The organism is Streptomyces sp. NPDC093546, from assembly GCF_044765045.1.
Classification (GTDB): domain Bacteria; phylum Actinomycetota; class Actinomycetes; order Streptomycetales; family Streptomycetaceae; genus Streptomyces.
In genome coordinates, this window is sequence record NZ_JBIWJG010000007.1 from 216,117 (window position 1) to 243,047 (window position 26,931).

At 70.5% G+C, this 26,931-nt stretch carries 24 protein-coding genes and 3 pseudogenes; 6 read left to right on the forward strand and 21 right to left on the reverse strand.

From position 1 onward, the window contains the following. Window positions 1-79: 79 nt before the first annotated feature. A pseudogene (locus ACIRNI_RS18120) lies at window positions 80-735 on the reverse strand (MerR family transcriptional regulator); the annotation flags it as partial. Window positions 736-751: 16 nt separating this feature from the next. Here ACIRNI_RS18120 and ACIRNI_RS18125 point away from each other — a divergent pair. Together ACIRNI_RS18125 and ACIRNI_RS18130 are read left to right on the forward strand one after the other, a co-directional pair. Beyond that, a pseudogene (locus ACIRNI_RS18125) lies at window positions 752-1,171 on the forward strand (hypothetical protein); the annotation flags it as partial. Window positions 1,172-1,313: 142 nt separating this feature from the next. Further along, a pseudogene (locus tag ACIRNI_RS18130) lies at window positions 1,314-1,688 on the forward strand (ADP-ribosylglycohydrolase family protein); the annotation flags it as partial. Window positions 1,689-1,704: 16 nt separating this feature from the next. Here the strand turns inward: ACIRNI_RS18130 and ACIRNI_RS18135 are convergent. From ACIRNI_RS18135 to ACIRNI_RS18185, 11 genes are all read right to left on the reverse strand, one after another. Continuing rightward, complete coding sequence (locus tag ACIRNI_RS18135; protein WP_403552375.1) at window positions 1,705-4,533, reverse strand: DEAD/DEAH box helicase; 2,829 nt, start codon at window positions 4,531-4,533, stop codon at window positions 1,705-1,707. A gap of 106 nt (window positions 4,534-4,639) precedes the next feature. Next, a complete protein-coding gene (gene tatC / locus ACIRNI_RS18140) occupies window positions 4,640-5,593 on the reverse strand; it encodes a twin-arginine translocase subunit TatC (protein ID WP_403552376.1) in 954 nt (317 codons plus the stop codon). Window positions 5,594-5,645: 52 nt separating this feature from the next. Beyond that, complete coding sequence (gene tatA / locus ACIRNI_RS18145) at window positions 5,646-5,924, reverse strand: Sec-independent protein translocase subunit TatA (protein ID WP_403552377.1); 279 nt, start codon at window positions 5,922-5,924, stop codon at window positions 5,646-5,648. Between the two features lie 219 nt (window positions 5,925-6,143). Next, window positions 6,144-6,341: a hypothetical protein gene (locus ACIRNI_RS18150; protein ID WP_355362351.1), complete on the reverse strand. Its 198-nt coding sequence runs from the start codon at window positions 6,339-6,341 to the stop codon at window positions 6,144-6,146. Window positions 6,342-6,360: 19 nt separating this feature from the next. Next, the gene (locus ACIRNI_RS18155) at window positions 6,361-6,666 is read right to left on the reverse strand and encodes a hypothetical protein (RefSeq protein ID WP_403552378.1); all 306 of its coding nucleotides are present in this window, start codon (window positions 6,664-6,666) and stop codon (window positions 6,361-6,363) included. An 84-nt stretch (window positions 6,667-6,750) separates the two neighbouring features. Beyond that, entirely contained in the window at window positions 6,751-7,716 is a 966-nt protein-coding gene (locus ACIRNI_RS18160; protein WP_403552379.1) for a helix-turn-helix transcriptional regulator, read from the reverse strand. A 16-nt stretch (window positions 7,717-7,732) separates the two neighbouring features. After that, window positions 7,733-8,689, reverse strand: coding sequence for a helix-turn-helix transcriptional regulator (locus tag ACIRNI_RS18165; RefSeq protein ID WP_403552380.1), 957 nt, complete (start codon window positions 8,687-8,689; stop codon window positions 7,733-7,735). A gap of 154 nt (window positions 8,690-8,843) precedes the next feature. After that, complete coding sequence (locus ACIRNI_RS18170; protein WP_403552381.1) at window positions 8,844-9,224, reverse strand: FKBP-type peptidyl-prolyl cis-trans isomerase; 381 nt, start codon at window positions 9,222-9,224, stop codon at window positions 8,844-8,846. Between the two features lie 55 nt (window positions 9,225-9,279). Further along, complete coding sequence (locus ACIRNI_RS18175; protein ID WP_403552382.1) at window positions 9,280-10,230, reverse strand: FKBP-type peptidyl-prolyl cis-trans isomerase; 951 nt, start codon at window positions 10,228-10,230, stop codon at window positions 9,280-9,282. Window positions 10,231-10,338: 108 nt separating this feature from the next. Next, window positions 10,339-11,700, reverse strand: coding sequence for a Pup--protein ligase (pafA, locus tag ACIRNI_RS18180; RefSeq protein ID WP_355362339.1), 1,362 nt, complete (start codon window positions 11,698-11,700; stop codon window positions 10,339-10,341). A 9-nt stretch (window positions 11,701-11,709) separates the two neighbouring features. Beyond that, complete coding sequence (locus tag ACIRNI_RS18185; protein ID WP_403552383.1) at window positions 11,710-12,990, reverse strand: MFS transporter; 1,281 nt, start codon at window positions 12,988-12,990, stop codon at window positions 11,710-11,712. A gap of 132 nt (window positions 12,991-13,122) precedes the next feature. On the opposite strand from ACIRNI_RS18185, the gene ACIRNI_RS18190 reads away from it, so the two are divergent. Then, the gene (locus ACIRNI_RS18190; protein WP_403552384.1) at window positions 13,123-14,160 is read left to right on the forward strand and encodes a LacI family DNA-binding transcriptional regulator; all 1,038 of its coding nucleotides are present in this window, start codon (window positions 13,123-13,125) and stop codon (window positions 14,158-14,160) included. A 76-nt stretch (window positions 14,161-14,236) separates the two neighbouring features. Here ACIRNI_RS18190 and prcA read toward each other — a convergent pair whose 3' ends face one another. The 5 genes from prcA to arc form a co-directional block, all read right to left on the reverse strand. Beyond that, window positions 14,237-14,989 carry a proteasome subunit alpha gene (gene prcA / locus ACIRNI_RS18195; RefSeq protein ID WP_403552385.1) on the reverse strand — a complete coding sequence of 251 codons (753 nt, stop codon included), beginning with the start codon at window positions 14,987-14,989 and terminating at the stop codon, window positions 14,237-14,239. A gap of 34 nt (window positions 14,990-15,023) precedes the next feature. Continuing rightward, the gene (gene prcB / locus ACIRNI_RS18200; RefSeq protein ID WP_403552386.1) at window positions 15,024-15,869 is read right to left on the reverse strand and encodes a proteasome subunit beta; all 846 of its coding nucleotides are present in this window, start codon (window positions 15,867-15,869) and stop codon (window positions 15,024-15,026) included. A 171-nt stretch (window positions 15,870-16,040) separates the two neighbouring features. Next, window positions 16,041-16,259, reverse strand: coding sequence for a ubiquitin-like protein Pup (locus ACIRNI_RS18205; protein WP_062646942.1), 219 nt, complete (start codon window positions 16,257-16,259; stop codon window positions 16,041-16,043). 165 nt (window positions 16,260-16,424) lie between these two features. Continuing rightward, window positions 16,425-17,936 carry a depupylase/deamidase Dop gene (gene dop / locus ACIRNI_RS18210; RefSeq protein WP_403552387.1) on the reverse strand — a complete coding sequence of 504 codons (1,512 nt, stop codon included), beginning with the start codon at window positions 17,934-17,936 and terminating at the stop codon, window positions 16,425-16,427. Between the two features lie 271 nt (window positions 17,937-18,207). After that, window positions 18,208-19,974 carry a proteasome ATPase gene (gene arc / locus ACIRNI_RS18215; RefSeq protein ID WP_403552388.1) on the reverse strand — a complete coding sequence of 589 codons (1,767 nt, stop codon included), beginning with the start codon at window positions 19,972-19,974 and terminating at the stop codon, window positions 18,208-18,210. A gap of 238 nt (window positions 19,975-20,212) precedes the next feature. Between arc and ACIRNI_RS18220 the strand changes: the two genes are divergently transcribed. Continuing rightward, the gene (locus ACIRNI_RS18220) at window positions 20,213-20,518 is read left to right on the forward strand and encodes a ferredoxin (protein ID WP_403552389.1); all 306 of its coding nucleotides are present in this window, start codon (window positions 20,213-20,215) and stop codon (window positions 20,516-20,518) included. Between the two features lie 22 nt (window positions 20,519-20,540). Here ACIRNI_RS18220 and ACIRNI_RS18225 read toward each other — a convergent pair whose 3' ends face one another. The 3 genes from ACIRNI_RS18225 to ACIRNI_RS18235 all read right to left on the reverse strand — a co-directional run bounded on the left by ACIRNI_RS18225 (window position 20,541) and on the right by ACIRNI_RS18235 (window position 23,475). Next, a complete protein-coding gene (locus ACIRNI_RS18225; protein WP_403552390.1) occupies window positions 20,541-21,131 on the reverse strand; it encodes a hypothetical protein in 591 nt (196 codons plus the stop codon). A gap of 199 nt (window positions 21,132-21,330) precedes the next feature. Next, entirely contained in the window at window positions 21,331-22,218 is an 888-nt protein-coding gene (locus ACIRNI_RS18230) for a tRNA (adenine-N1)-methyltransferase (RefSeq protein WP_355366909.1), read from the reverse strand. Window positions 22,219-22,236: 18 nt separating this feature from the next. After that, entirely contained in the window at window positions 22,237-23,475 is a 1,239-nt protein-coding gene (locus ACIRNI_RS18235; protein WP_403552391.1) for a site-2 protease family protein, read from the reverse strand. A 113-nt stretch (window positions 23,476-23,588) separates the two neighbouring features. Between ACIRNI_RS18235 and ACIRNI_RS18240 the strand changes: the two genes are divergently transcribed. Next, window positions 23,589-24,515, forward strand: coding sequence for a RecB family exonuclease (locus tag ACIRNI_RS18240; protein WP_403552392.1), 927 nt, complete (start codon window positions 23,589-23,591; stop codon window positions 24,513-24,515). A 9-nt stretch (window positions 24,516-24,524) separates the two neighbouring features. Further along, window positions 24,525-25,199, forward strand: a complete 675-nt coding sequence (locus tag ACIRNI_RS18245; RefSeq protein ID WP_355366900.1) for a response regulator transcription factor — start codon at window positions 24,525-24,527, stop codon at window positions 25,197-25,199. Between the two features lie 90 nt (window positions 25,200-25,289). Here ACIRNI_RS18245 and ACIRNI_RS18250 read toward each other — a convergent pair whose 3' ends face one another. Continuing rightward, the gene (locus ACIRNI_RS18250; RefSeq protein ID WP_403552393.1) at window positions 25,290-26,873 is read right to left on the reverse strand and encodes an ABC transporter substrate-binding protein; all 1,584 of its coding nucleotides are present in this window, start codon (window positions 26,871-26,873) and stop codon (window positions 25,290-25,292) included. Window positions 26,874-26,931 lie beyond the last annotated feature (58 nt).

Below are 26,931 nucleotides of genomic sequence, written 5' to 3' on the forward strand. Positions count from 1 at the left end.
GGCCGCCTGGCACGGGGCGACAGCCCCGCCGGGTCCGGGGCGGAGCCCCGGTTTCGGGAAGGGGCGGGGTGGGGGAAGAGCCCGCCGCAGGCGTCCCCGCCCCCGCGTCCTCCCCCTCCCCGTACCACCGCGCCGACGCGTCCACATGCGCCAACCGCCGCAGCGCCGCGAACACCGCCTCCCCCAGCACCGTCCGATCACCGCGCTCTCCACCAGGTCCTTCCGCTTGACGCCCCCCGCGACGTACGCGAGGTCCACCGCGGCGACGCGCTCCGCCGCGTCCGCGTAGGTGTCCAGGCTCTGCCGGAGGAAGCCCGCGTGCCCCACGCGCCGTAGTGCGGCCAGGGCTCCGGCGAGCACGTCCAGCCCGGGGTTGTCGTCCCCGACGCGCCACGCGCGCTCCGCCACCAACTCCCGCGCCGTCTCGCGGGCCGCCTCCAGCTCCGGGTTCGCCTCGCCGCCGCTCTTCGCCGCGAGGCGGTGAGTCGCCTCGCCCAGCACCTTGCGCACCGGCTGCTCGGTGTCGTCGATCGCGTCGAGCACCTCGCGCAGGGCCGCCACCGACATTCCGCCGACGTCGATCAGGGCCCGGACCGAGCGGAGCCGACGCTCGTGCGTCTCGTCGTAGGACGCCTGATTGGGGCTGGTCAGCCGCCCGGCCGGAAGCAGTCCTTCCCGTACGTAGTACTTGATCGTCGGAACCGACACCCCGGTCCGTCGGCTCAACTCCCCCACGCGCGTGCCGGGCGTCTCCGAGGTGGTCGGCGCGCACAGCGTCGGCGTACCGGACGGAGGCCCGGGCATGCCCCTCACCGGCTGGTCGACGACCGGCGGCGACCTGCGCATCCCGCACTTCGTCGGCATGCACGCGCTCCAGCTGCTCCCGCTCTTCCTGCTCGTCCTCCTCGCCCTGGCCCCTCGGTTCGTCCTGCTGCGCGACGCACGCGTACGCCTGCGACTGGTGCTCGTGGCATCGGCCGCGTACGCGGCGGTCTTCGCCCTGGTCACCTGGCAGGCCCTGCGCGGCCGGCCGCTGGTCGACCCGGACGGCGCGACGCTCACCGCCGCGGGTGTCATCGCGCTGCTCACGGCGGCCGGTGGCTGGGCGGCGCTGCGCACCACGGCATCGACGCCCGCGTCCGACCCCGCGCGGCTGGAGCGCGCGGCCTGACCGTCCCCCTCTTCGGCCCGAGCCACACAACACCCCCTAGCCTGAACGGATGCGCCACCTCGACCGCGTCACCGGCACCGTCCTGGGCTCCGCCGTCGGCGACGCCCTCGGCGCGCCCTTCGAGTTCGGCCTCCCGGGCGTGTACCGCGCCCGGTTCCCGGTCCTCGCGCCCGGCTGGCACCCGGACGACGCCACCGAGTTCAACGGCGCCGTCTGGCCGTGCCTCGGCTCCGCGCTCTGGGCCCTGCGGACGACCGGCTCCTTCGAGGAGGCACTGGCGGCGGCGATCGACCTGGGCGGCGACACCGACACCGTCGCGGCCGTGACCGGCGCGCTGGCGGGCGCGGTGTACGGCGCGGACGCCATCCCGCCGCGCTGGACGTCACCGCTGCACGTCCCCCTCCCGGGCCACGGTGACCGGGTCCTGCGCGCTCCCGAACTCGCCACCCTCGCCGAACGCCTCAGCACAAAGAACCAGGGCCCGGCCGGATCATTCCGGCCGGGCCCCAGCCCTTAACAGGGGTGAAACGCCGTCAGCCCACCGAGCTGTACGCCACCACACCCCGCAGCAGTCCGTCGACCGCCTTGCGCGCGCTCTTGGCGACCGTGCTGTCCTCCCGCGGGGCCGCGGCCGCGATCTGGCCGAGGACGTCGATCACCTGCTTGCACCAGCGGACGAAGTCGCCGGCCGGCATCTCCGTCTCGCGCAGCACCTCGTCGAGGCCGCTGCCGGAGGCCCACTGGTGGGCCGCCCAGGCGAAGCCGAGGTCCGGCTCCCGCTGGCCGACGCCCTCCGTCTGGTTGATCCTGAACTCCTCCTCCAAGGCGTCCAGGCGGCCCCAGATCCGGACCATCTCGCCGAGCGCGGCCTTGCTGCGGCCCGTCGGCAGCTTCGGGGCGACGGCGTCGTCCGACTGCCGGGACTCGTACACCAACGCCGAGACGCAGGCGGCCAGTTCGGCCGGGTTGAGGCCCTCCCACACCCCCTCGCGCAGGCACTCGCTGGCCAGCAGGTCCAGTTCGCCGTAGAGGCGGGCGAGCCGCTTGCCGTTCTCGGTGACCTCGTCGGCGCGGAGGTAGTCCATCTCGGTCAGCAGCGCGACGATCCGGTCGAAGGTGCGGGCGATCGTGTTCGTCCGGCCCTCGATGCGCCGCTCCAGCTGGCGCGTGTCCCGCTGGAGGCGGTGGTACCGCTCCGCCCACCGGGCGTGGTCCTCGCGCTCGTCGCACCCGTGGCAGGGGTGCGCGCGCAGGGCCTTGCGCAGCCGGGCGATCTCGCGGTCGTCGGCCGCCTCGGAGCGCTGCTTGCGCTGCCGGTCCGGGACGATGTGCCCGGCCTTGGTGCGCAGCGCGGACGCGAGGTCGCGCCGCGACTGCGGGGAACGGGGGTTGAAGGTACGCGGAATCCGCATCCGCTCCAAAGGCTCCACCGGCACCGGGAAGTCGATGGCGGCGAGCCGCTTGACCTGCCGTTCGGCGGTGAGCACCAGCGGCCGCGGCCCGTCGGCGTGCTCGAAGCCGCGGTGCCCGTTGGACCGGCCGGCCGGCAGACCGGGGTCCAGGACCAGCGCCAGCCCGGCGAACTTGCCGGTCGGCACGTGGATGACGTCACCGGGCTTGAGCTTCTCCAGCGAGGAGGCGGCCGCCGCGCGCCGCTGCGCCGCGCCCTGCTTGGCCAGTTCGTTTTCGCGGTCCTTGAGTTCGCGGCGCAGCCGCGCGTACTCCTCGAAGTCCCCGAGGTGGCAGGTCATGCCCTCGCGGTAGCCCTCGAGCCCCTCCTCGTTGCGCTGGACCTGCCGGGAGATGCCGACCACCGACTTGTCCGCCTGGAACTGCGCGAACGACGTCTCCAGCAGCTCGCGCGAACGGTGCCGCCCGAACTGGTCGACCAGGTTCACCGCCATGTTGTACGACGGCTTGAAGCTGGAGCGCAGCGGGTACGTGCGCGTGCCGGCGAGGCCCGCCAGGTACTCGGGGTCCATGCCCCGCTGCCAGAGCACGACGGCGTGGCCCTCGATGTCGATACCGCGCCGCCCGGCGCGCCCGGTCAGCTGGGTGTACTCGCCCGGCGTGATGTCGGCGTGCTGTTCGCCGTTCCACTTGACGAGCTTCTCCAGCACCACCGACCGCGCGGGCATGTTGATGCCCAGCGCGAGCGTCTCCGTGGCGAACACCGCCTTGACCAGGCCCCGTACGAAGAGCTCCTCGACGACCTCCTTGAAGGTCGGCAGCATGCCGGCGTGGTGCGCGGCGATGCCCCGCTCCAGGCCTTCGAGCCATTCGTAGTACCCGAGGACGTGCAGGTCCTCCGTCGGGATGGACGCGGTGCGCTCCTCGACGATCTCCCGCACCCGCCGGCGCGACTCCTCGTCGTTGAGGCGGAGCCCCGCGTACAGGCACTGCTGTACGGCGGCCTCGCAGCCGGCTCGGCTGAAGATGAAGGTGATGGCGGGCAGCAGCCCTTCGGCGTCGAGCCGCTCGATCACCTCCGGCCGTCCGGGTGTCCAGATCCGCGAGCGCTGGCGGCGCTCGCGCTCCCGGTCGGCCTCACTCATCCTGCCGCGCCGCCGGTCACGGCCGTTGAATGGGCGGGAGTTCTCCATGCGGGCCAGGCGCAGCAGGTCGGGGTTGACCTCGCGCCGCGCGGAGCCGCGGCCGCCGTGGTCGGTCTCCTCCTCGAAGAGGTCGTACATCCGGCGCCCGGCCAGCACGTGCTGCCACAGGGGGACGGGGCGGCTCTCGGAGACGATCACCTCGGTGTCGCCGCGGACGGTGTCCAGCCAGTCGCCGAACTCCTCGGCGTTGGACACGGTCGCCGAGAGCGACACAAGCGTCACCGAGTCGGGGAGGTGGATGATCACTTCCTCCCACACGGCGCCGCGGAACCGGTCGGAGAGGTAGTGCACCTCGTCCATGACCACATAGCCGAGGCCGCGCAGCGACTGGGAGCCCGCGTACAGCATGTTCCGCAGGACCTCGGTGGTCATCACGACCACCGGCGCCTCGGAGTTGACGCTGTTGTCGCCGGTGAGCAGGCCGACCTTCTCGGGGCCGTAGCGTTTGACGAGGTCGGCGTACTTCTGGTTGGACAGCGCCTTGATCGGCGTGGTGTAGAAGCACTTGCGCCCCTGCTCCAGGGCGAGGTGCACGGCGAACTCACCGACGATGGTCTTGCCGGAGCCGGTGGGCGCCGCGACGAGTACGCCCTTGCCGTCCTCCAGGGCACGGCAGGCCTCGATCTGGAACGGGTCCAGCTCGAAGTCGTACAGGTCCCGGAAGGGAGCGAGCGCGGTCGCCTGCTCGGCGGCGCGGCGCCGGGCCGCCGCGTACGCCTCCGCGGGTGTGAGGTCTTCTTGGGTCATCTTGTTATCGAGCGTACCCGTCGGCACTGACAGTCAGCTCGATCTTTAATCTGCCTTGCACCACACCACGGGCGGCGAGGGGATGACCGCGGTACGTCGCCGCGCCTCAGGTGATGTCGTCGTAGCCGTTCAGCCGCTGCGGACGGGAGCCGCCGGACTCACCGGTGGCCTGCTCGGGCAGGGCGGCTCGCGCGGACGACACGGTTTCCACCTCGCCGATCGGGGCCGGGGTGAGGTCGACCGGGGCGGCCTCGTCGTCGTCCAGCTCGGCGTCCGGGTCGTTGCGCCGTCGCCGCTTGTCGTTGAGGAGGGCGATGCCGACGGCGAGGAAGTACAGCAGGATGATGGGCCCGGAAAGGGCGATCATGCCGAGCGGGTCCGTGGACGGGGTGGCGATCGCTCCGAAGACGAAGATGCCCATGATCACACCGCGCCACCAGCCGGCCATGCGCCGTCCGGTGACGATCCCGGCGGCATTGAGCATGATCAGCAGCACCGGCAGCTCGAACGAGAAGCCGAAGATCAGGACCATCCGGACCGTGAAGTCCAGGATCTTGTCGACTTCGAGCAGGTTGGCCGCGGGGTCCGGCGTGATGCTGAGCAGCACGCTCATGCTCACCGGCATGATCAGGTACGCGACGTAGACGCCGGCGGCGAAGAGCGGGACCGCGGCGGCGGCGAAGTAGTACGTGTACTTCTTCTCGCTCTTGTGCAGGCCGGGCGCGACGAAGGCCCACAGCTGGTAGAGCCAGACCGGGCAGGACAGGACGATGCCCGCCATCAGGACGACCTTGACCGTGGTCGTGAACGGGGACAGCAGGTCGTTGTAGACGATGGTGGCGCACGTGCCACCGGTCTCCATGACTCCCTTCGGGCACCGTTCGACCGGTGACGAGAGGAAGTCCATCAACTCCTGGCTGTAGAACGCCGCGGCGATGGACGTGATGGTGATCGCCAGCATGGCCTTCGCGAGCCGGTTGCGGAGCTCGCGCAGGTGGTCCGCGAGCGGCATCCGCCCCTCGGGGTCCTTCTCCTTCTTACTGCGGGCAGGCTTGAGCAACCCACGTCCTCATCTCGTGCGGCGGGCCGTCGGTGCGGCCGGCGGCCTTGGGTCAGCGCTGGGTGGTGTCGGACGGCTCGGTGACCGGGCGGGCGCTCGTCACATCGCCGGGCGCGGCCTTGATGGTGCGCTGGGCCGGGGGCTGGTCGGCCGGCGGGTCGGCCGGGGCGGGCTGCTGCCCGTCCGTCTTCATGGCCTTGGCCTCGCTCTTCAGGATGCGGGCGGACTTGCCGAGCGAACGGGCCATCTCCGGGAGCTTCTTGGCGCCGAAGAGGAGGACGATGGCCAGGACGATGAGAGTGATCTCAAGAGGGCCGATCTGTCGGAACATAACTGTTGTCTACCTTCTCACCGAGGCGGCTTGGGGCGGGCTCCCGACCGGTGAACCGGACTGGTGTCCGAGCCAACGGCCGTCAGGATCGTAACGCGCACGGGTAAACGCCCGGCAATCCCTGTGCGTACTCCCGTTTGCGGCGGATATCGGGAATCCGTCGCAATCAGCAGCGTACCTTCCGGCAGTGGACGCGAGGAGGCCGCGTGCGCTATCGCGTCACCGCAGAGTCTCGCCGGTACGGGCCAGATCGGTGGCCGCCCGTTCCAGGTCCTCGGCCGCACGATTGATCCGCTGTGTGGCGTGCGTCACTTGACGGCCGAGGCGCTGGGCCTCGATGAACACCCGGATCCCCAGGACGCCGAGGACGGCGATGCCGAGGAAACCGAGGGCGATGGCGAGCATGGGCCAGAACATGCGCAGAGCCTAGACCTCGTCAGACGGTGGAGTGGAGGCGCAGCGTCCGCACGCCGCCCCCGGTGAGGAGTTCGATGATGCGTTCGCCGGCCGGCTTGCGGACGGCCGAGCCGCACGCGGGGCAGGTGAAGGAGTAGAAGGTGGTACGGCGGCTGGCGCCGATGGCGAGCCGGAGCGAGCCGGCGGAGAGTTCGCAGCGGGCGTGGCACTCGGAGCAGGCGGCCCTGAAGAGGACCGGCACGAGCGACGAGGCCACGACCCCGGCACCGGTCCCGGCACCGGATCCGTTGCCGACGCTGGTTCCGGTTCCGGGCGTCGCGGACATATCGCTCAATCCCCTCGACTTTTCGTCTACTCGCCGGCTCTCATATGGCCGGTTCTCGGCGGCCGTCGTCTCACGAAGGAGGCGTCAGGCCCCGTCGTACGCGGCCAGCGCCTCGGCCGCCGCCCGCCGCGCGCTCTCGGCCAGCTCCGGCGGCGAGACGATCCGCCCGTCCCGCCCCAGCCGCAGCGCGAGCCGCCGCAGCGAGGCCGGATCGGGTGTGCGCACGGTGATGCGCAGGCCGCCGTCGGGCAGCTCCTCGGCGCTGTCGTGCGGGTAGTACTCGGCGACCCACCGGCCGCCGGGGCCCACCTCGATCACCACCTCGGGGTCGTCGGCCGACGGCTGCACGAGCCCCTCGGACAGGTCGCGCAGCTCGATCTCCGGCGGCGCCGACGGCTCGTCGAGGATCCGGATCTCGGCCACCCGGTCGAGCCGGAAGGTGCGCCGCGCCTCGGAGAGCCGGCACCAGGCCTCCATGTACGTGTGCCCGACGGCGAAGAGCCGGATCGGGTCGACCTCGCGCTCGGTGAGCTCGTCGCGCGCGGGCGAGTAGTACCGCACCCACAGCCGGCGCCGCTCCGAGATGGCGCGGTCGACCTCGGCGAAGACGCCGCCCTCGGACTCGAAGGTCACCGAGAGGCGGGAGCTCGCACCCGCCGCCTCACCGGCCGCGGCCTCCAGCTTCGCGGTGGCGCGCAGCAGCGCCTCGCGGTCGCCCTCGCGCAGCCCCGGCAGGGTGGCGACGGCCCGCGCCGCGACCAGCAGCGCGGTCGCCTCGTCCGCGGCGAGCCGCAGCGGCTCGGCCGCCTCCGCCGCGAGGGCGGCCGGGTTGTGCCACCAGATCCGCTCGCCGTCGGTGTCGATGTCCAGCAGGTCGCCGCCGCGGAAGCTGGTCCCGCACATGGGCAGCACGTCGAGGTCCGAGATCAGCTCGTCCTCGGTGATCCCGAAGGCCCGGGCGACGTCGCCGACGTGCGCGCCGGGGCGCTCACGCAGGTACGTCACCAGGGACAGCATCCGCCGGGTCTGGTCGATCGCGTTCGTGGCCATCGTTTCGTACGTCCCCTCAACCCTTGGCCACGGCACGCAGCCGGTCCACCACGTCGGCCCGCAGATCGGCCGGTTCCAGTACGACGACGTCCGGCCCGAACTCGACGAGCCAGGCGTCCAGGCCGTGCCCGTACGGAATCTCCAGCTCGTCCCAGCCGTCGCCCAGCTCCCGCACGGACAGGGCGCGGGCGCGCAGCGGGTAGCCGCAGTCGGTGCGCAGCCGGATCCGCGCGGAGCGGGTCGCGCTCTCCCCCGCCCACCGCTCGACGGTCTCGCGGACGGTCGAGACGTCCGGTACGGGCGCGGTGAAGGCACCCGCCCGGGAGCGGACCGTGCCGGTGATCCGGGAGAGGCGGAAGACGCGCCCGGCGCCCCGCTCGCGGTCCCAGCCTGCCAGGTACCAGTGGCCGCGCCAGCACTCCAGCGTCCACGGTTCGACCTGGCGGGTCTCGGGGCGGGCGGCGTTGGCCTTGCGGTACTGGAAGACGACCGGGCGGCGGTCGCGGCAGGCCAGCATGAGCGGCTCGAAGGCGGCCTCGTGGACCGGGATGCGCGGTTCGAGGGCGCTGTGCCGGTCGTCGAAGGCGTCCTCGGCCTCGGGCATGCCCGCGGCGCGCAGCTTCTGCAGGGCGCCGCTGGCGGCGCCGGCCAGACGCGCCTGCTGCCACACCTTGGCGGCGAGGCCGAGCGCGGCGGCCTCCTCGGCGTCGAGCCGGACGGGCGGCAGGCGGTTGGAGTCGCGGCGGGCGAGATAACCGGTCTCGCCGTCGAGGTTCTCCACGGTCTCGATGACCAGGCCCAGTTCGCGCAGGTCGTCCTTGTCCCGCTCGAACATGCGGTTGAAGGAGTCGTCCGAGCCGGCTTCCAGATACGCCTCGATGGAGCCGCGCAGCTCGCGCTTGCTCAGCGGGCGGCGGGTCCCGAGCAGGCACAGCGCCAGATTCATCAGCCGCTCGGCCTTGGCAATGGCCATCGACGCCCTGCACCCACCTCTGCTCGTGGAGACACTCTCGGCGATGACGGTACCGCCCCGGGGTGTCGCGGCAAAAGCCGAGGCCCACGCCGCGGAAACGGCGTGGGCCTCGAACGACCGGTACGACCGAGAACGGTCTCGACGGCCGGGCGCGTCAGCGCTTGCGGACGGCCACCAGGTCGCAGACGAAGATCAGGGTCTCGCCCGGCGCGATGGCGGAACCGGCACCGCGGTCACCGTACGCGAGGTGCGCGGGGATGATCAGCTGGCGGCGGCCGCCGACCTTCATGCCCTGCACGCCCTGGTCCCAGCCCTCGATGACCTGGCCGACACCGAGCTGGAAGTCCAGCGGGGTGCCGCGGTTCCAGGAAGCGTCGAACTCCTCGCCGGTGGAGAAGGCGACACCCACGTAGTGGACCCTGACGAGGTCGCCGGCCTCGGCGACCTCGCCGTCGCCCTCCCAGACGTCCTTGATCTCAAGGTCGGCCGGCGGCTCGCCGCCCGGGAAGTCGACCTCGGGCTTGTCGATGCTCACGGAAACATGCTCCTTGGTGTGCGATGTGCAAAGGGACAGTCTTACAGACGCCCGCTCACACGACCCCGAGGATGTCCACCGAGAAGACGAGCGTCGCCTTGGGCGGGATCGGTCCCTGACCCTGGTCGCCGTACGCCTTGTCCGGCGGTACGACGAGGAGCACGCGGCTGCCGACCTTCTTGCCCGCCAGGCCCTCGGACCAGCCGGGGATGACGTTGGCCAGCGGGAAGGTGATCGGCGCGCCCTTCGAGAAGCTGCTGTCGAACTCCTTGCCGCCGTCCCACAGGACACCCTTGTAGTGCACGGCGACCGTGTCGCTCGGCTTCACCGCCGGGCCGGTGCCCTCGATGACGTAGTTCGAGACCAGCTTCTTCGGCGCGGCCTTCTTCGGCACCTCGATCGACGGGGCCTTGCCGTCGGTGTTGGTGCCGACCTTGGGCAGGTCGATGTTGTCCTGCGCGACCTCGGTGCCCTTGGCGGAGGACATGAAGGTCGTGGCCTTCACGATGTCCATCACGAACACGAGCGTGGAGTTCGGCTTGATCTGGCCCTGGCCCTGCGCGCCGTAACCGAGCTCCGGCGGAATCGACACCTCCAGGCGGCTGCCGACCTTCTGGCCGTCGAGCGCCTTCTGCCAGCCCTCGATGACACCGCCCCCGCCGATGGACACGGAGAAGGGCTCACCACGGTCGAAACTGTTGTCGAAGGGCTTGTCGGAGTCCCAGGTCTGCCCGAGGTAGTGGACCTGGGCCTGGTCGCCCTTCTTGAGCTGCTGGCCCTTGCCCTCGCTGAGGACCTCGACCTTGAGCTCCTTGGGCGGGGCGCCCTCGCCCTTGGCGAGGGTGGGCTTCTCTCCGAACTTGGCTCCCGCGGTGATCGCCGGGAGGCCGTTCTTCATCGAGGCGGTTTCGGAGGCGTTAGAGGCGTTGGAGCCCTTGTCGTCACCGCACGCCGCCGTGGACAGCAGCAGCAACGGGACGACGAGTAGGCCGGCAAGTCGGCGCACGTGTTCCTCAGATCTCAGACGGCACAGTGGTCGTCCGCCACTCTAGGGCGTGACAGAGCCCCGCACGAGAAACGTACGGGGCCCTGTTCTCGTCCGGCGGGATCCGGATCACATCCCGGCGATCAGCTTCTCCACCCGGTCGTCGACCGAGCGGAAGGGGTCCTTGCACAGCACCGTGCGCTGCGCCTGGTCGTTCAGCTTGAGGTGCACCCAGTCGACCGTGAAGTCCCGGCGCTGCTCCTGGGCGCGGCGGATGAAGTCGCCGCGCAGCCGTGCGCGGGTGGTCTGCGGGGGCACGGACTTGCCCTCGAAGATCTTCACGTCGTTGCAGATCCGGGCGGCCTGGCCGTTCTTCTCCAGCAGGTAGTAGAGCCCGCGCCGACGGTGGATGTCGTGGTACGCGAGGTCTATCTGGGCGACCCGCGGGTGCGACATGGTCATGTTGTGCTTGGCCCGGTAGCGCTCGAGCAGCTTGTACTTCATGACCCAGTCGATCTCGGTGTCGATCCGGTCGAGGTCCTCCTGCTCGATGGCGTCGAGGGTGCGGCCCCACAGCTCCAGCACCTGGGCGACCGTGCCGGTGCGGATGCCGCGCCGGTCGACGAAGTCGACCGCCTTGTCGTAGTACTCGCGCTGGACCTCCAGGGCGGACGCCTCCCGTCCGCTGGCGAGGCGCACCTTGCGCTGGCCGGTGATGTCGTGGCTGACCTCGCGGATGGCCCGGATCGGGTTCTCCAGGGTGAGGTCGCGCATGACCGTGCCCGCCTCGATCATGCGCAGGACGAGGTCGGTGGCGCCGACCTTGAGCAGCATGGTCGTCTCGGACATGTTCGAGTCGCCGACGATGACGTGGAGCCGGCGGTAGCGCTCGGCGTCGGCGTGCGGTTCGTCGCGGGTGTTGATGATGGGCCGGGAGCGGGTCGTCGCGGAGCTGACGCCCTCCCAGATGTGCTCGGCGCGCTGGCTGACGCAGTACACGGCGCCGCGCGGGGTCTGCAGCACCTTGCCGGCACCGCAGAGCAGCTGCCTTGTCACCAGGAACGGAATGAGGATGTCCGCGAGCCGGGAGAACTCTCCGTGGCGGGCGACCAGATAGTTCTCGTGGCAGCCGTAGGAGTTTCCCGCCGAGTCGGTGTTGTTCTTGAAGAGATAGACGTCGCCCGCGATTCCCTCCTCGTGCAGACGGCGTTCTGCGTCGACGAGCAGGCCTTCCAGAATGCGCTCGCCGGCCTTGTCGTGGGTGACCAGTTCGGTCACGTTGTCGCATTCGGGCGTTGCGTATTCCGGATGCGATCCCACGTCGAGGTAGAGACGGGCGCCGTTCCGCAGGAAGACGTTGCTGCTGCGGCCCCATGACACGACACGGCGGAAGAGGTAGCGCGCCACTTCGTCAGGAGACAGTCGGCGCTGTCCCCTGAACGTGCACGTGACGCCGTACTCGTTCTCCAGCCCGAAAATGCGGCGGTCCATGATGGAACATTACGCCTGATGGCCCGTGCTGAAACCGGGTTCGACTACACCGTTTCGATCATTTTCCGAAGTCGCCACGACATCGTCGGCGGGTTGTGCCGTACGCGGCGGAACTGCCAGCACCCGCTGGGTGGCCAGCAGGACCAGCAGGGCGGCGAATCCGGCGGCGCCCGCGACGGCGAAACTCGCGGCCGTGCCGGCGAGCTCTACTGCCGGACCCGCCATGGCCGTTCCCGCCGCGGCGCCCACACCGAACGTGGTGACCAGCCAGGAGAACGCCTCGGTGACCGTGCCGCGCGGCGCGTGCCGGTCGACGACGATGAAGGCGCAGGCGATGGCGGGCGCCAGGAAGACGCCGGAGAGGGCCGCCAGGGCGGTCATGGCAATCACGCCCGGGGTGAGCATCAGCGGCAGATAGCCGAGCGCCAGCAGGGCCACGAGGGCGCTCAGCCGCCGCTCGGGGGCCCCGGCCCACTGGCGGGCGCCGTACAGCCCGCCGCCGATCAGGGCGCCGAGCCCGAGGGCGGCCATCAGCCAGCCGTACACCGACTGGCTGCCGTGGTCCTCGGCGTACGCGTACGCCGCGACCGTGATGGAGCCCAGGGCGAGCCCGACGAAGAAGAAGGAGCCGAGCAGCGCGAGCAGCCCGGGCGAGCGCAGGGCGCCCAGCCAGTGCGCGTCACGGGGCGCGGAGCGCCAGGTGCGGGACGGCTCGGAGACGACGACGGAGAGGGCGCCGAGAACCCCGAGGGCGTTGATGACCAGCAGCGCGGCGGAGGGCGACCAGAGCGCGACGAGCACCGTGACGAGCAACGGGCCCACGGTGAACATGACTTCCTGGGCGATCGCGTCCATGGCGTACGCCCGGTGCACCCGGTCCTCGCGGCCCAGCACGCTCGGCCACAGGGCGCGCAGCCCGCCCTCCAGCGGCGGGGTGAACAGTCCGGCGACGGCGACGGCCGCGTACGTCAGCGGCAGGGGGTCGGTTCCGGTGAGGACCAGCAGCGCCATGCCGAGCGCGGAGACGACGGCGGCGGGCAGCTGCACGCGGGGCTGGCCGTAGAGGTCGACGGCGCGGCCGAGGAGGGGCTGACCGACGGCGTTGGCCAGGCCGTACACGCCGGCGAGGGCGCCGGCGAGGCTGTAGCTGCCGCCCTCCGCCCGGGTGAAGACCATGATCGCGATGGGCCCGGTGCCGTTGGGCAGCCGCCCCACGAGGGTGCCGACGAGCAGCCGGAGGGCATGGGGTGCCCGGAGTATGTCGGCGTATCCGCCGGCCGTGGCGGCCATGTGCTGCCCCTCTCCCCCGGCGGCGCGCCGAGGTTTTACGTATAACGTCCTGCGTCATACGTACCATGACGGCATTCCGCGGGTCCAGCCCGCGGCCCTTGATCGTCGAGACGTCGAGACGCGGAGGCGCGCGTGCACCACCCGGACCCGGACCCGGCACCCAGGGCCACGGCCCCGCCCACCAGCCGGGACGTGGCACGCGCGGCCGGGGTGTCGCAGGCCACCGTGTCGCTCGTGCTCGGCGACAAGTGGCGCGGCCGGGTCTCGGAGCGGACCGCCGCCGTGGTGCGGGACGCGGCGGACGAGCTCGGCTACCGGCCCAACCTCGCCGCGCGCAACCTGCGCCTCGGCCGCACGCGCACGGCCCTGCTGGTGGTACCCGCCCTCACCAACGAGTTCTTCGCCCGCGTCTACACCGGCGCGGCCGCCGTCGCCGCCCAGCACGACTTCGGCGTGGTCCTCTACCCCTCACCCGAGGGCGTCGGCCCGGCGAAGGACCCGTTCGCCTCGGCACGCGCCGCACTGGACGGGGTCATCGCCTCCTCGATGGCCGCCGACGCGCTGCGGGCGATCCGCGGCACGGACCTGCCCCTGGTGATGCTCGACAGCGACCCCGCCGACCCGGGCGCGGCCGCCCATGTGAACCTCGACGTCGCCGACGGCATGCGGCAGGTGCTGGACCACCTGCTGGACCTGGGCCACCGCCGCTTCCTGCACCTGTCGTCGGCCGTGCCCTCCTGGACCTTCGACGTACGGGCCCGGGCCCTCGCCACCCGCCTGCGCGGCGTGCCCGACGTCGACGTACGGACCGTCCCGGCGCGCCTCAGCGTCGCGGGCGGCCGCGAGGCGGCCGAGCGGGCGCTGAGCAGATCGGGGCCCCGCCCCACGGCCGTCGTCTGCGACGACGACATCCTGGCGGCCGGCGCCTGCAAAGCGGCACGGCGCCTGGGGCTGCGGGTACCCGAGGACGTGTCGGTCACCGGCTTCGACGACCTGGCGCTGGCCACCGCGGTGGAGCCCGAGCTCACGACGGTGCGGCTGCCCGCCGAACGCATCGGCGAACGCGGCATGGCGGCACTCCTCGCCGTGCTGACCGGCCGCTCCCCCGAGCCCGGCGACCTCCCGGTGACCCTGATGCCCCGCGGCTCCTCGGGCCCCGCCCCCGCCTAACCGGGCCCCGGCGCGCGGATGCCCCCGTCCCGCCTGAGCGGTCCGGGGGCATCCACGGCGCGAAGGAACCCGAGGGCTACTCCTCCTCCGCCTCGTCCGAAGGCGCGTCCGTCGGGGTCGAGGCCGCGCCGTCCGCCTCCAGCAGACGGACCAGCTGCCGGCCGACGATCCGCTTGAACTTGCGCTGCTGCGGGCGCGTACGGTCCAGGACCGCCACCTCCAGCCGCTCCGCGGGGATCTCCCGCTCGCTGCCGTTGGTGTCCCGGGACAGCGCCTGCACGGCGAGCTTCAGCGCCTCGGCGAGCGACATCCCGTCGCGGTGCCGCTGGTCGAGGAAGCTGCTGATCTGCTCCGCGTTGCCGCCGACCGCGACCGAGCCGTGCTCGTCCACGATCGACCCGTCGTGCGGCAGCCGGTAGATCTGGTCGCCCTCCGGGGAGGTGCCGACCTCGGCGACGACCAGCTCCACCTCGTACGGCTTCTCGCCCGCGCTGGAGAAGATGGTGCCGAGCGTCTGCGCGTAGACGTTGGCCAGCCCACGGGCCGTCACATCGGCCCGGTCGTAGGTGTAGCCGCGCAGGTCGGCGTAGCGCACACCGCCGATCCGCAGGTTCTCGTACTCGTTGTACTTGCCGGCGGCGGCGAAGGCGATCCTGTCGTAGATCTCGCTGAACTTGTGCAGGGCGCGGGACGGGTTCTCACCGACGAAGACGATGCCGTCGGCGTACTGCAGCACAACCAGGCTGCGTCCACGGGCGATGCCCTTCCGGGCGTACTCCGCCCGGTCCTGCATGGCCTGGGCGGGCGAGACATAGAACGGCGTCGTCACCGGCTATCCGTCCCTTTCTTCAGTGGCGGGTTCATCAGAGCAGCGCGGCGCGCGGGCCGTCGGGCTGTTCGAGGCGGCGCTCCAGCACCGAGCGGGAGATCTCGGAGGCCTCGGCCTCGGTGAGCCGCCGGAAGCCCTCGTCCGTGATCACGGTGAGGACCGGGAAGATACGGCGGGCCACGTCGGGGCCGCCGGTCGCCGAGTCGTCGTCCGCCGCGTCGTACAGCGCCTGCACGACGAGGGTGACCGCCTGCTGCTCGGTGAGGTCCTCGCGGTAGAGCTTCTTCATGGAGCCGCGCGCGAAGATCGAACCCGAGCCGGTGGCCGCGAAGCCGTGCTCCTCGGAGCGGCCGCCCGTCACGTCGTACGAGAAGATCCGGCCCTTCTCGCGCTCGACGTCCCAGCCGGCGAAGAGCGGGACGACGGCCAGGCCCTGCATGGCCATGCCCAGGTTGCTGCGGATCATCGTGGAGAGGCGGTTGGCCTTGCCCTCCAGGGAGAGCTGGGTGCCCTCGACCTTCTCGAAGTGCTCCAGCTCCAGCTGGAAGAGCTTGACCATCTCCACGGCGAGGCCGGCGGTGCCGGCGATGCCCACGGCCGAGTACTCGTCGGCCGGGAAGACCTTCTCGATGTCGCGCTGCGCGATCATGTTGCCCATGGTGGCCCGCCGGTCACCGGCGAGGACCACGCCGCCGGGGAACGTGGCGGCGACGATGGTGGTCCCGTGCGGGGCTTCGATGGCCCCCTGCAGGGGCGGCAGCGTCCGGTTGCCGGGAAGCAGCTCCGGCGAGTGGTCGGCCAGGAAGTCCATGAAGGACGAGGAGCCAGGCGTCAGGAAGGCTGCCGGCAGACGCCCGGTGCTACGAGGGTTGGCTTCCACGCGAATCCTTCCGAAATGAGGCGGCGGCCCGCCGCTGCGACGGCCGGGCCGATCATGCGTGCTGTGCACGGACCTTACCCGTGCCGTCGCCGGTCATCCGCCCCGGTGCCGTCGGGATCGGAGTCCTTGGCGGAGCTCCTCCACCGACGGCCCGGAAACGGACAACGTCTTTTACTGTCCGCCCTTTTGCACGAAGGACCGCACGAAGTCCTCTGCGTTCTCCTCGAGCACGTCGTCGATTTCGTCCAGCACGGAGTCGACGTCGTCCGACAGCTTCTCCTGGCGCTCCTTGAGGTCCTCGGAGGCCTGCGCCTCCGGGGCCTGCTCCTCGACCTCCTCGGTGGAGCGCGTCGCCTTCTGCTGCCCGCCGCCGGTGTCCTTGGTCGCCATATCCCTCACCCCGCTCGGTTTGCCCGCTTGGTTCGGTCTCTCAAGATCAGACCCTACAAGGACGGTCTGACATCGGCCCTGCACTTTCCTCAACGTCCAGGGATCACCCCCATGATTCCCGGAGATCCCCGGCCGAAGCTCTTTTCGAAAGACTGATCCGTTGTCTCAGTGGCCGGACAGGACGCGCACCAGCTCCTCGGCCGTGCGGCAGCGGTCCAGCAGCGCCTTCACGTGGTCACGTGTACCGCGCAACGGTTCCAGGGTCGGCACGCGCTGCAGGGAGTCGCGGCCGGGCAGGTCGAAGATGACCGAGTCCCACGAGGCCGCCGCGACGTCGTCCGCGTACTGCTCCAGGCACCGGCCGCGGAAGTAGGCCCGGGTGTCCTCCGGAGGCTTGCTCTGGGCCCGCTGGACCGCTTCCTCGTCCAGCAGGCGCTTCATCTTCCCGCGGGCCACCAGACGGTTGTACAGGCCCTTGTCGGGGCGTACGTCGGCGTACTGGAGGTCCACCAGGTGGAGCCGGGCGGCGTCCCAGTCGAGGTTGTCGCGGCGCCGGTAGCCCTCCATGAGCTCGCGCTTCGCGATCCAGTCGAGCTCGCCGGCGAGGCTCATCGGGTCGTTCTCGAGCCGGTTGAGGGTGTCCTCCCAGCGGGAGAGGACGTCCTTGGTCTGCTCGTCGGCGTCGGCCCCGAACCGTTCCTCCACGTACTTGCGGGCCAGCTCGAAGTACTCCATCTGCAGCTGCACGGCGGTGAGCGTCCGGCCGTTACGGAGCGTGATGAGCCGCTGCAGTGAGGGGTCGTGCGAGACCTGGTGGAGGGTGCGGACCGGCTGGTCGACGGCGAGGTCGACCGTGATGAAGCCGTCCTCGATCATGGACAGGACCAGGGAGGTCGTGCCGAGCTTGAGGTACGTCGAGATCTCCGACAGATTCGCGTCGCCGATGATCACATGGAGGCGGCGGTATTTCTCGGCGTCGGCGTGCGGCTCGTCGCGGGTGTTGATGATGGGCCGTTTGAGGGTGGTCTCCAGGCCGACCTCGACCTCGAAGTAGTCGGCGCGCTGGCTGATCTGGAAGCCGTGCTCGTGGCCGTCCTGGCCGATGCCGACCCGGCCGGCGCCGGTGACGACCTGCCGGGAGACGAAGAACGGCGTCAGGTGGCGCACGATGTCCGAGAAGGGGGTCTCCCGCTTCATCAGGTAGTTCTCGTGCGTGCCGTAGGAGGCGCCCTTGTTGTCGGTGTTGTTCTTGTAGAGGTGGATCGGCTGGGCGCCGGGCAGCTGGGCCGCCCGCTCGGCGGCCTCGGCCATGATCCGCTCGCCCGCCTTGTCCCACAGGACGGCGTCGCGCGGATTGGTGACCTCGGGGGCGCTGTACTCGGGGTGGGCGTGGTCCACGTAGAGCCGGGCGCCGTTCGTGAGGATCACGTTGGCCAGGCCGATGTCCTCGTCGGTGAGCTGGCTGGAGTCGGCGGCCTCGCGGGCGAGGTCGAAGCCGCGGGCGTCCCGCAGCGGGTTCTCCTCCTCGAAGTCCCAGCGGGCGCGGCGCGCCCGGTGCATCGCCGCCGCGTAGGCGTTGACGATCTGGGACGAGGTGAGCATGGCATTGGCGTTCGGGTGCCCAGGGACGGAGATCCCGTACTCCGTCTCGATGCCCATTACTCGCCGTACAGTCATGCGGCCCTCCTTGCCCGGCGGCGTCCCCGTTCGGAAACGGCGCTCAAGTACCGCTGCTTCCCCGATGCGCATGCGGTGCCCGTCCCCGCACTGCGCGACTCGGCGGTACGGAAGAGCCTAGAACGCCTCCGCGCTGGTGGGGAGATCCATTGCGTCATTGCTGCGGTGTGGTCGGAATGATGCCCCCGTGGCCGTTCATTCGCTCATTTGTTCATCACGTAAAGCAACCGGCTGCGGATGCCCGGTACGGACACCCGCAGCCGGTTTGCGTTTACAGGTACTGGCCGGTATTCGCCACCGTGTCGATGGAGCGACCGGTGTCCGCGCCCTGCTTTCCGGTGACGAGGGTGCGGATGAAGACGATCCGCTCGCCCTTCTTTCCGGAGATCCGGGCCCAGTCGTCCGGGTTGGTGGTGTTCGGCAGGTCCTCGTTCTCCTTGAACTCGTCCACGCACGCCTGGAGGAGGTGGGAGACCCTCAGACCCTTCTGGTTGTGGTCGAGGAATGCCTTGATGGCCATTTTCTTCGCCCGGTCGACGATGTTCTGGATCATCGCTCCGGAGTTGAAGTCCTTGAAGTACAGGACTTCCTTGTCGCCGTTCGCGTACGTGACCTCGAGGAACCGGTTCTCCTCGGACTCCGCGTACATCTGCTCCACGACCGACTGGATCATGGCGTCGACGGCGGCTTCCTTGTTGCCGTTGTGCTCGGCCAGGTCGTCGGCGTGCAGCGGCAGCGAAGGTGTCAGGTACTTGGCGAAGATGTCCTTGGCCGCCTCGGCGTCCGGACGCTCGATCTTGATCTTCACATCGAGTCGGCCGGGCCGCAGGATGGCGGGGTCGATCATGTCCTCGCGGTTGGAGGCGCCGATGACGATGACGTTCTCCAGGCCCTCCACACCGTCGATCTCGGCGAGCAGCTGGGGGACGATGGTGTTCTCCACGTCCGAGCTGACGCCGGAGCCGCGGGTGCGGAAGAGGGACTCCATCTCGTCGAAGAAGACGATGACGGGGGTTCCCTCGCTCGCCTTCTCGCGAGCGCGCTGGAAGACCAGGCGGATGTGCCGCTCGGTCTCGCCGACGTACTTGTTGAGGAGCTCGGGGCCCTTGATGTTGAGGAAGTAGCTCTTCCCCGCGGGCTGGCCGGTCACCTCGGCGACCTTCTTGGCAAGGGAGTTGGCGACGGCCTTCGCGATCAGCGTCTTGCCGCAGCCGGGCGGGCCGTAGAGCAGGATGCCCTTCGGCGGCCGCAGTTCGTGCTCCTGGAAGAGGTCGGGGTAGAGGTACGGGAGCTCGACCGCGTCGCGGATCAGCTCGATCTGGTTGCCCAGACCGCCGATCTTGGTGTAGTCGACGTCCGGAACCTCTTCGAGGACGAGCTCCTCGACCTCGCTCTTCGGGATGACCTCGTACACATAGCCGGACCTGGGTTCCAGCAGCAGGGCGTCGCCGGGGCGGATGGTGGTGTCCAGCAGCGGCTCGGCGAGCCTCACCACCCGTTCCTCGTCGGTGTGCCCGAGCACCAGGGCCCGCTCGCCGTCCTCGAGGATCTCCTTGAGGGTGACGATGTCCCCGGCGCGCTCGAACTCCATGGCCTCGACCACGTTGAGCGCTTCGTTGAGCATGAGTTCCTGGCCGCGCCGCAGCTCGTCGAGCTCGACGCTGGGGCTGACGTTCACCCGGAGCTTGCGGCCCCCGGTGAAGATGTCGCAGGTGCCGTCCTCGTTCGCCTGCAGGAAGACACCGAAGCCGGCCGGCGGCTGCGCGAGCCGGTCGACCTCCTCCTTGAGGGCCACGATCTGATCGCGGGCCTCACGGAGCGTGTTGGCGAGCCGCTCGTTCTGCGCGGACACGCCGGCCAGATTGGTCTGCAGCTCGACGATCCGCTCTTCGAGAATCCTCGTGTGACGCGGAGAGTCGGCGAGCTTACGTCGCAGGACGGCGATTTCCTGCTCGAGATAGGCAACCTGGCCGGCTGGGTCCTCAGACCCCCGCCCGGGCCGGATGCCGCGGTTGATGTCGTCGTCGTGGGCTGCCACGGTCCTCACCTCCTCCAAGGGGAGCTGGACGCTTCCTGACCCTACCTGGGTGGGTGGTGATTGAAACCCCTAGATCACAAAGACTCTCGAGGTGTGTCCGATCTTCACCCTTGCGCTCTCCCTCACTGCCAGGGGGATACCCACCCATCAACATCTGAAAGCGGGCGGTTGTATGGTCGGAGGGGCCAACACCCGTCAGGGGTGGCCGGACTTAGACGAACGAAGCTAGGGGAATGGCGTGCAGCACGAGGCTCCGACCGCGGGCGCCGACGAGGCCCTTGAGGTGTGGATCGACCAGGACCTCTGCACCGGTGACGGGATCTGTGCGCAGTACGCCCCCGAGGTCTTTGAACTGGACATCGACGGGCTGGCGTACGTCAAGAGCGGCGACGACGAGCTGTTGCAGGACAAGGGCGCCACGACGCCCGTGCCGCTGCCGATCCTCCAGGACGTCGTCGACTCCGCCAAGGAATGTCCGGGCGACTGCATCCATGTACGACGCGTTTCGGACAAGGTCGAGGTGTACGGTCCCGACGCTGAGTGACAGCGTCGATACGGACATACCTCTACATATCACTGGGCTCGGCGACCGCTGAGCGGACGAACTTTCCGCCGGTCCACCGCCACTTGACCGTCTCCACCTGATCCGGGCAGCAGCGCGGCACGTCCGCCGACGAGTACCCCATGAGCGTCGCGGTGACCGCTCCGTCACGGACCGCGAGCTCGCTCGCGGAGAGCCGCTCGGCGGGTTCCACCAGGGTGGCCACCACGCGCGCACCGGTGCCGTCGCGCCGCGTCGCGAGGACGTAGAGGCCGCTCGGCGGCGTACCGGAACCGGCGTCGCAGCGGACGGCGGTGACCGTCTCGGGGCGGCCGTCCCCGTCGAGGTCCCCCGACGCGTCCTTGGCCACCGCGGTGGGCGCTCCGCCGCACTCCAGCGGGTACGTCGCCGCTCTCGCGTCCGGAGCGGGGGCCGGCGCCGGGGCGCCCGGGGCCGCGGCCGTGGTGACGGCGCTGCCGCTCTGCGAGGCGGTGGCGGCGCCGGGTTGCAGCAGTCCGGCGGCCGCGACCACCGCGGCCATCGCCGTGGCGGTGGCGAGCCAGTGCACCGGGCGGGCGTGGGTGTGCGCGAGGTCCAGGGCGGCGGAGGGCTGCACGCGGAGTGCCTCCTGTGGGCTGTGCGGTGGGGTGGCCAGCATCGTGCCATATGTCACAGGTGGGCGGAACAGCGGGGTCGGGCCCGGGTGAACGGGAAGGCGCCGCCCTCCGGTTCTCGCGTCGGTGGCGGGAACTGGAGGGCGGCGCCCTTGCGTTGTCGGGGCGTCAGCCGCAGAGCGAGGCGTCAGCCTGAGGGCGTCAGCCCTTGTTGGGGCCTTCGTAGTCCTCGCCGTACGCGCCCTTGGCGGGGCGGCGGCGCCGCATCGGCGGCTCGACGCCGTCCGCGAGGCGGCGGGCGGTGACCAGGAAGCCGGTGTGGCCGATCATCCGGTGGTCGGGGCGGACGGCCAGGCCTTCGACGTGCCAGTTGCGGATCATCGACTCCCAGGGCTGCGGCTCGGCGTAGCAGCCGATCTCGCGGATGGACTCGACGGTGCGCGCGAGCTGGGTCGTGGTCGCCACATAGCAGCAGAGGATGCCGCCGGGGACGAGCGCCTTCGAGACGGCCTCCAGGCACTCCCAGGGGGCGAGCATGTCCAGGATGACGCGGTCGACGTCGGCGTCCGACAGGTTGTCCTGGAGGTCGCCGACGGTGAGCTGCCAGGCGGGGTGCGGGCCGCCGAAGTAGCGCTCGACGTTGGCCTTCGCGATCTCGGCGAAGTCCTCGCGGCGCTCGTAGGAGTGCAGCATGCCGCTGTCCCCGATGGCGCGCAGCAGGAAGCTGCTGAGCGAGCCGGAGCCCACCCCCGCCTCGACGACGCGCGCGCCGGGGAAGATGTCGGCGAAGGCCAGGATCTGCCCCGCGTCCTTGGGGTAGACCACGGCGGCGCCGCGGGGCATGGACAGGACGTAGTCGGGGAGCAGGGGGCGCAGCGCGAGGTAGGCGACGTTTCCCGTGGTTCGGACAACACTGCCCTCGGGAGCACCGATCAGCTCGTCGTGCGGGAAGGAACCCTTGTGGGTGTGGAAGTTCTTCCCGGCCTCGAGCGTGAACGTGTAGTGGCGTCCCTTGGGGTCGGTGAGCTGGACCTGGTCCCCGACCTTGAAGGGCCCGCGACGGCGGGCGGCACCGGTCGGTTCGGACATGTGACCAGTGTATGGGGTTTACGAACCGGGCCGTGCCATGGCCTGGACGAAGGCCCGCTCGACGTCGGCCGTGGACAGGACGCCGTAGATCTCGCCGGTCTCCTCGACGACGAGGTACTCGCTGGCGGGGGTGGCGCGCAGGCGGTCCAGGAGCGCCTCTCCGGCGAGCTCGGCGGGGACCCGCATGCCCTCGGTGAGCTCCTGGGCGAGGCCGCTGACGGCGACCCAGGGGCGGCGGTGCTGGGGGACGCCGACGATGGCGGTCTCGCGGACCAGGGCGGTCGGTTCGCCGTGGCCGTCGACGACGACGAGGGCGCGGGCGCCGGCTTCGTTGGCGCGGCGCAGGGCCTCGGAGAGGGGGGTGTCGGACTCGACGGGGACGGCGCGCCGGGTGAGGGCGCGGGCGCGCAGGTCGGGGAGGTGTTCGCGCAGGCGGGCCATGCGCAGGCTGTTGCCGGCGCCGGTCCAGATGATCGCGGCGAGGATGGCGGCCAGGAGGGCGTCGGTGACGGTCTCCATGCCGCTGATCTCGTCGCCGGCGGTGCCGAGGGCGCCGGTGTGGGTGAGCAGCGGGAGCCCGATGAGGACGGCGACGGCGAGGGCGCGGCCCACCCAGGCGGCGGCGACGGTGCCGGCCATGGGCCTGCCGGTGATCTTCCAGACGACGGCGCGGAGCATGCGGCCGCCGTCCAGGGGCAGGCCGGGGAGGAGGTTGAACGCGGCGACGATCAGGTTGGAGATCATCAGGCCGGCGAGGAGGACGCCGGGGACGGTGCCGGGCTCGACGGCGTACAGCGCGGCGTAGAAGACGCCGGCGAGGATCAGGGAGAGGAGGGGGCCGACGAAGGCGAGGACGAATTCGCGGCCGGGGGTCTCGGACTCCTTCTCGATCTCGGAGACGCCGCCGAAGAACTGGAGCTGGATGCGGCGCACCGGCAGTTTGAAGCGGAGCGCGGCGAGGGTGTGGGCCAGTTCGTGGACGAGTACGGAGGCGTAGAAGGCGACCGCGAAGAAGAGGGAGACCAGGTAGCGGATGTTGCCGAGCTCGGGCAGGACGCGGTCGAGCTGGCCGCCGAAGACCCAGGTGATGAGGGCGGCCACCAGGAACCAGCTGGGGGCCACGTATACGGGCACGCCGAAGAGGCGGCCCATGAGGATGCCACCGCCGGGTTCGCGTGGTGTGCCGGTGTCGGGGCCGGCTCCGGCCGTGTCGGACCTCGGGCGGGGGGTCTCGCCGCTCTCGTCGTCCTTTTTCACGGGTTCCCTTCGGTGCGTAGCGTGATGAGCTACTCACGATCATGCAATGGCGGGGGGTCTGGCGTCGATGGTATGCCGCTCGCTGTCAGTGGCGGGCCGTAGGGTTCTGAACCATGACCACGAGCCCTTCCAGCTCGCCGGGCCCGGTCGGCCCCGCGAGCCCCCGGCCGCCCGCGTCGCTGTCGCCGTCGCGGGCGAGCGACTTCATGCAGTGCCCGCTGCTGTACCGGTTCCGGGTGATCGACAAGCTGCCCGAGAAGCCGAGCGAGGCGGCGACGCGGGGCACGCTGGTGCACGCGGTGCTGGAGCGGCTCTTCGACGCCCCGGCGGCGGAGCGTACGGCTCCGCGGGCGAGGTCGCTGGTGCCCGGGCAGTGGGAGCGGCTGCTGGAGGCGCGGCCGGAGCTCGGGGAGCTGTTCGAGGGAGATGCAGAGGGCGAGCGGCTGACGCTGTGGCTGGCGGAGGCGGAGCAGCTGGTCGAGCGGTGGTTCACGCTGGAGGATCCGACGCGGCTGGAGCCGGCGGAGCGGGAGCTGTTCGTGGAGACGGAGCTGGAGTCGGGGCTTCGGCTGCGGGGGGTGATCGACCGGGTCGACGTTGCTCCTTCGGGTGAGGTGCGGATCGTCGACTACAAGACGGGCAAGGCGCCGCGGCCGGAGTACAGCGAGGGGGCGCTGTTCCAGATGACGTTCTACGCCCTGGTGGTGTGGCGGCTGAAGGGCGTGGTGCCGCGCCGGCTGCAGCTGGTGTATCTGGGGAGCGGCGATGTGATGACGTACGACCCGGTGGAGGCGGATCTGCTGCGGGTGGAGCGCAAGCTGCTGGCGCTGTGGGACGCGATCCGCCGGGCGACCGAGACGGGTGACTGGCGGCCGCGGCCGACGAAGCTGTGCGGTTGGTGCGACCACCAGTCGTTCTGCCCGGAGTTCGGCGGGACGCCTCCGGTGTACCCGCTGCCGGTGATCCCGGCGCAGCGGGCGGACGCGCCGGAGGGGGCAGGGCAGAATGGGGCCGGTCAGCCGAGCCTTGACGGCCCTTAAGGAGTTCTCGTGGCCATCCGCGTCCTACTGGTCGACGACCAGCCGCTGTTGCGCACCGGTTTCCGGATGATTCTGGAGGCGGAGCAGGACATCGCGGTCGTCGGGGAGGCCGGGGACGGCCTCCAGGCCCTCGACCAGGTGCGGGCGCTGCAGCCCGATGTGGTGCTGATGGACATCCGGATGCCGCGGATGGACGGGGTGGAGGCAACCCGGCAGATCACCGGGCCGGAGCGGGACGGGCCGGCGAAGGTGCTGGTGCTGACGACCTTCGACCTGGACGAGTACGTGGTGGAGGCGTTGCGGGCGGGGGCGAGCGGCTTCCTGTTGAAGGACGCGCCCGCCCATGAGCTGGTGCAGGCGATCCGGGTGGTCGCGGCGGGTGAGGCGATGCTGGCGCCGAGCATCACGCGCCGGCTGCTGGACAAGTACGCGGGCCATCTGCCCTCCGGCGAGGAGCCGGTGCCGGACGCGCTGAACACGCTGACGGACCGTGAGGTCGAGGTGCTGAAGCTGGTGGCGCGCGGGCTGTCGAACGCGGAGATCGCCGCGGATCTGTTCGTCAGCGAGACGACGGTCAAGACGCATGTGGGCCATGTGCTGACGAAGCTGGGTCTGCGCGACCGGGTGCAGGCGGCGGTGTACGCGTACGAGAGCGGGCTGGTGCGTCCCGGGGCGCAGCAGTAGCGGGGTCTGCCGGTACAGCGAGGCGGAGTACGACGAGACGGGGTGTCCGGCAGTCGCCGGGCACCCCGTCTCGTCTTCGTCTGGAGCCGGTCAGGCCTTCTTGATCTCCCAGAAGCGGAAGACGGTGGACGTGTCGAGCGTCCATTCCAGGCCGGTGATGCCGTCGCGGGCCACGGCGTACTGCTTGCCCTGCCACAGCGGGAGGATCGGCAGTTCCTCGGCGACGAGGTCCTGGAGCTTGCCGAAGTCGTCCTCGGTGGCCGTGCGGTCGGCGGCGGCGGCGGTCTTGGGGATGATCGTCCCGCTGATCCGCTTGTTCTCGTAGTTGTTCTCGAGGACGTTGCCCTCACCGAAGAACGGCGCGGTGAAGTTGTCGGGGTCCGGGTAGTCGGGGACCCAGCCCTTGACGTAGACGCCGTACTTGCCGGCCTTGATGTCCTTCTCGTACTGCTCGTACTCGACGGACTTCACGGTGACGTCGAACAGGCCGCTGGCGTTGAGCTGCTTGGCGATCGCCTTCAACTCCTCGTCCGTGGAGGGGCCGTAGCGGCTGGGGGTGGACCACAGGGTGAGCTGGACCTTGCCCTCGACGCCGGCGGACTTCAGGGCCTGCTTGGCCTTCTCGGGCTGCGGCCGGTCGCCGTAGGTGTCGAAGAAGGCGGTGTTGTGGCCGGTGATGCCGGCCGGGACGATGGAGTAGAGCGAGGTGGCGGTGGCCCGGTGGACGTCCTGCACCAGGGCGTCGCGGTCGACGAGGTAGGCGATGGCCTTGCGGACGCCGAGCTTGCCGACGACGGGGTCCTTCACGTTGAAGACGAGGTGCTTGACCTCGGCGCTGGTGCCCTCGATGACCTCGATCTTGGAGTCGGCCGTCGCCGACTCCTTCAGCTCGGCGATGTCGGCGGCGGCGAGGCCGCGGTAGGCGACGTCGATGTCGCCCTTCTTCAGGGCGTCGGCGAGGGACTTGCGGTCGCCGTTGTAGAACTTCAGCGTGACGCCGCTGTTCTTCACCTTGGCGGTGCCGTGGTACTCGTCGTTGACCGAGAAGACGGCCTTGCCGTCGGAGTACGACTCCAGCTTGTACGGGCCGGAGCCGACGGCCTTGCCGTCGGTGCGCAGGCTTCCGGCGTCGTACTCGCGGTGGTCGACGATGGAGCCCGCGCCGGAGGCGATCTTGCTGGGGAAGGTGGCGTCGGGGACCTTCAGCTTGAAGACGACGTTCTGCTCGTCGGGGGTGTCGATCGACGCGATCGTGGACAGCAGCGGCGCGGGGCCGGCCGGGTCGTTGATCTTCAGCGCCCGCTCGAAGGAGAACTTCACGTCCTCGGAGGTCAGCGGGTTGCCGTTGCTGAACTTCAGGTCGTCGCGGAGCGTGCAGCGGAAGATTGTGCTGCTGCCCTGGTCGAAGCCGCACTTCTCGGCCGCTTCCGGCTGGGGCGTGGAACCGCCCTTGGGGAAGCTCAGCAGGGACTGGAAGACGTTGTTGAACAGCAGCCAGGAGCCGGGGTCGTAACCGGCGGCGGGGTCGGTCGACAGGACGTCGTCGGACATGCCGACGAGCACCGTGACGCCGCTCTCACCCGCGTCGCCCTTCTCCGAACCGCAGCCGCTCAGCATGGCGGCCGCCAGCACTGCCGAGAGGGGGGCGGTCAGCCACTTGTTGTGCACCTTCACAGGAACCTTGCCTCTGGATCTTGCATGTGACGACCGCGCCCGTCGCGCGGCCGGGTAC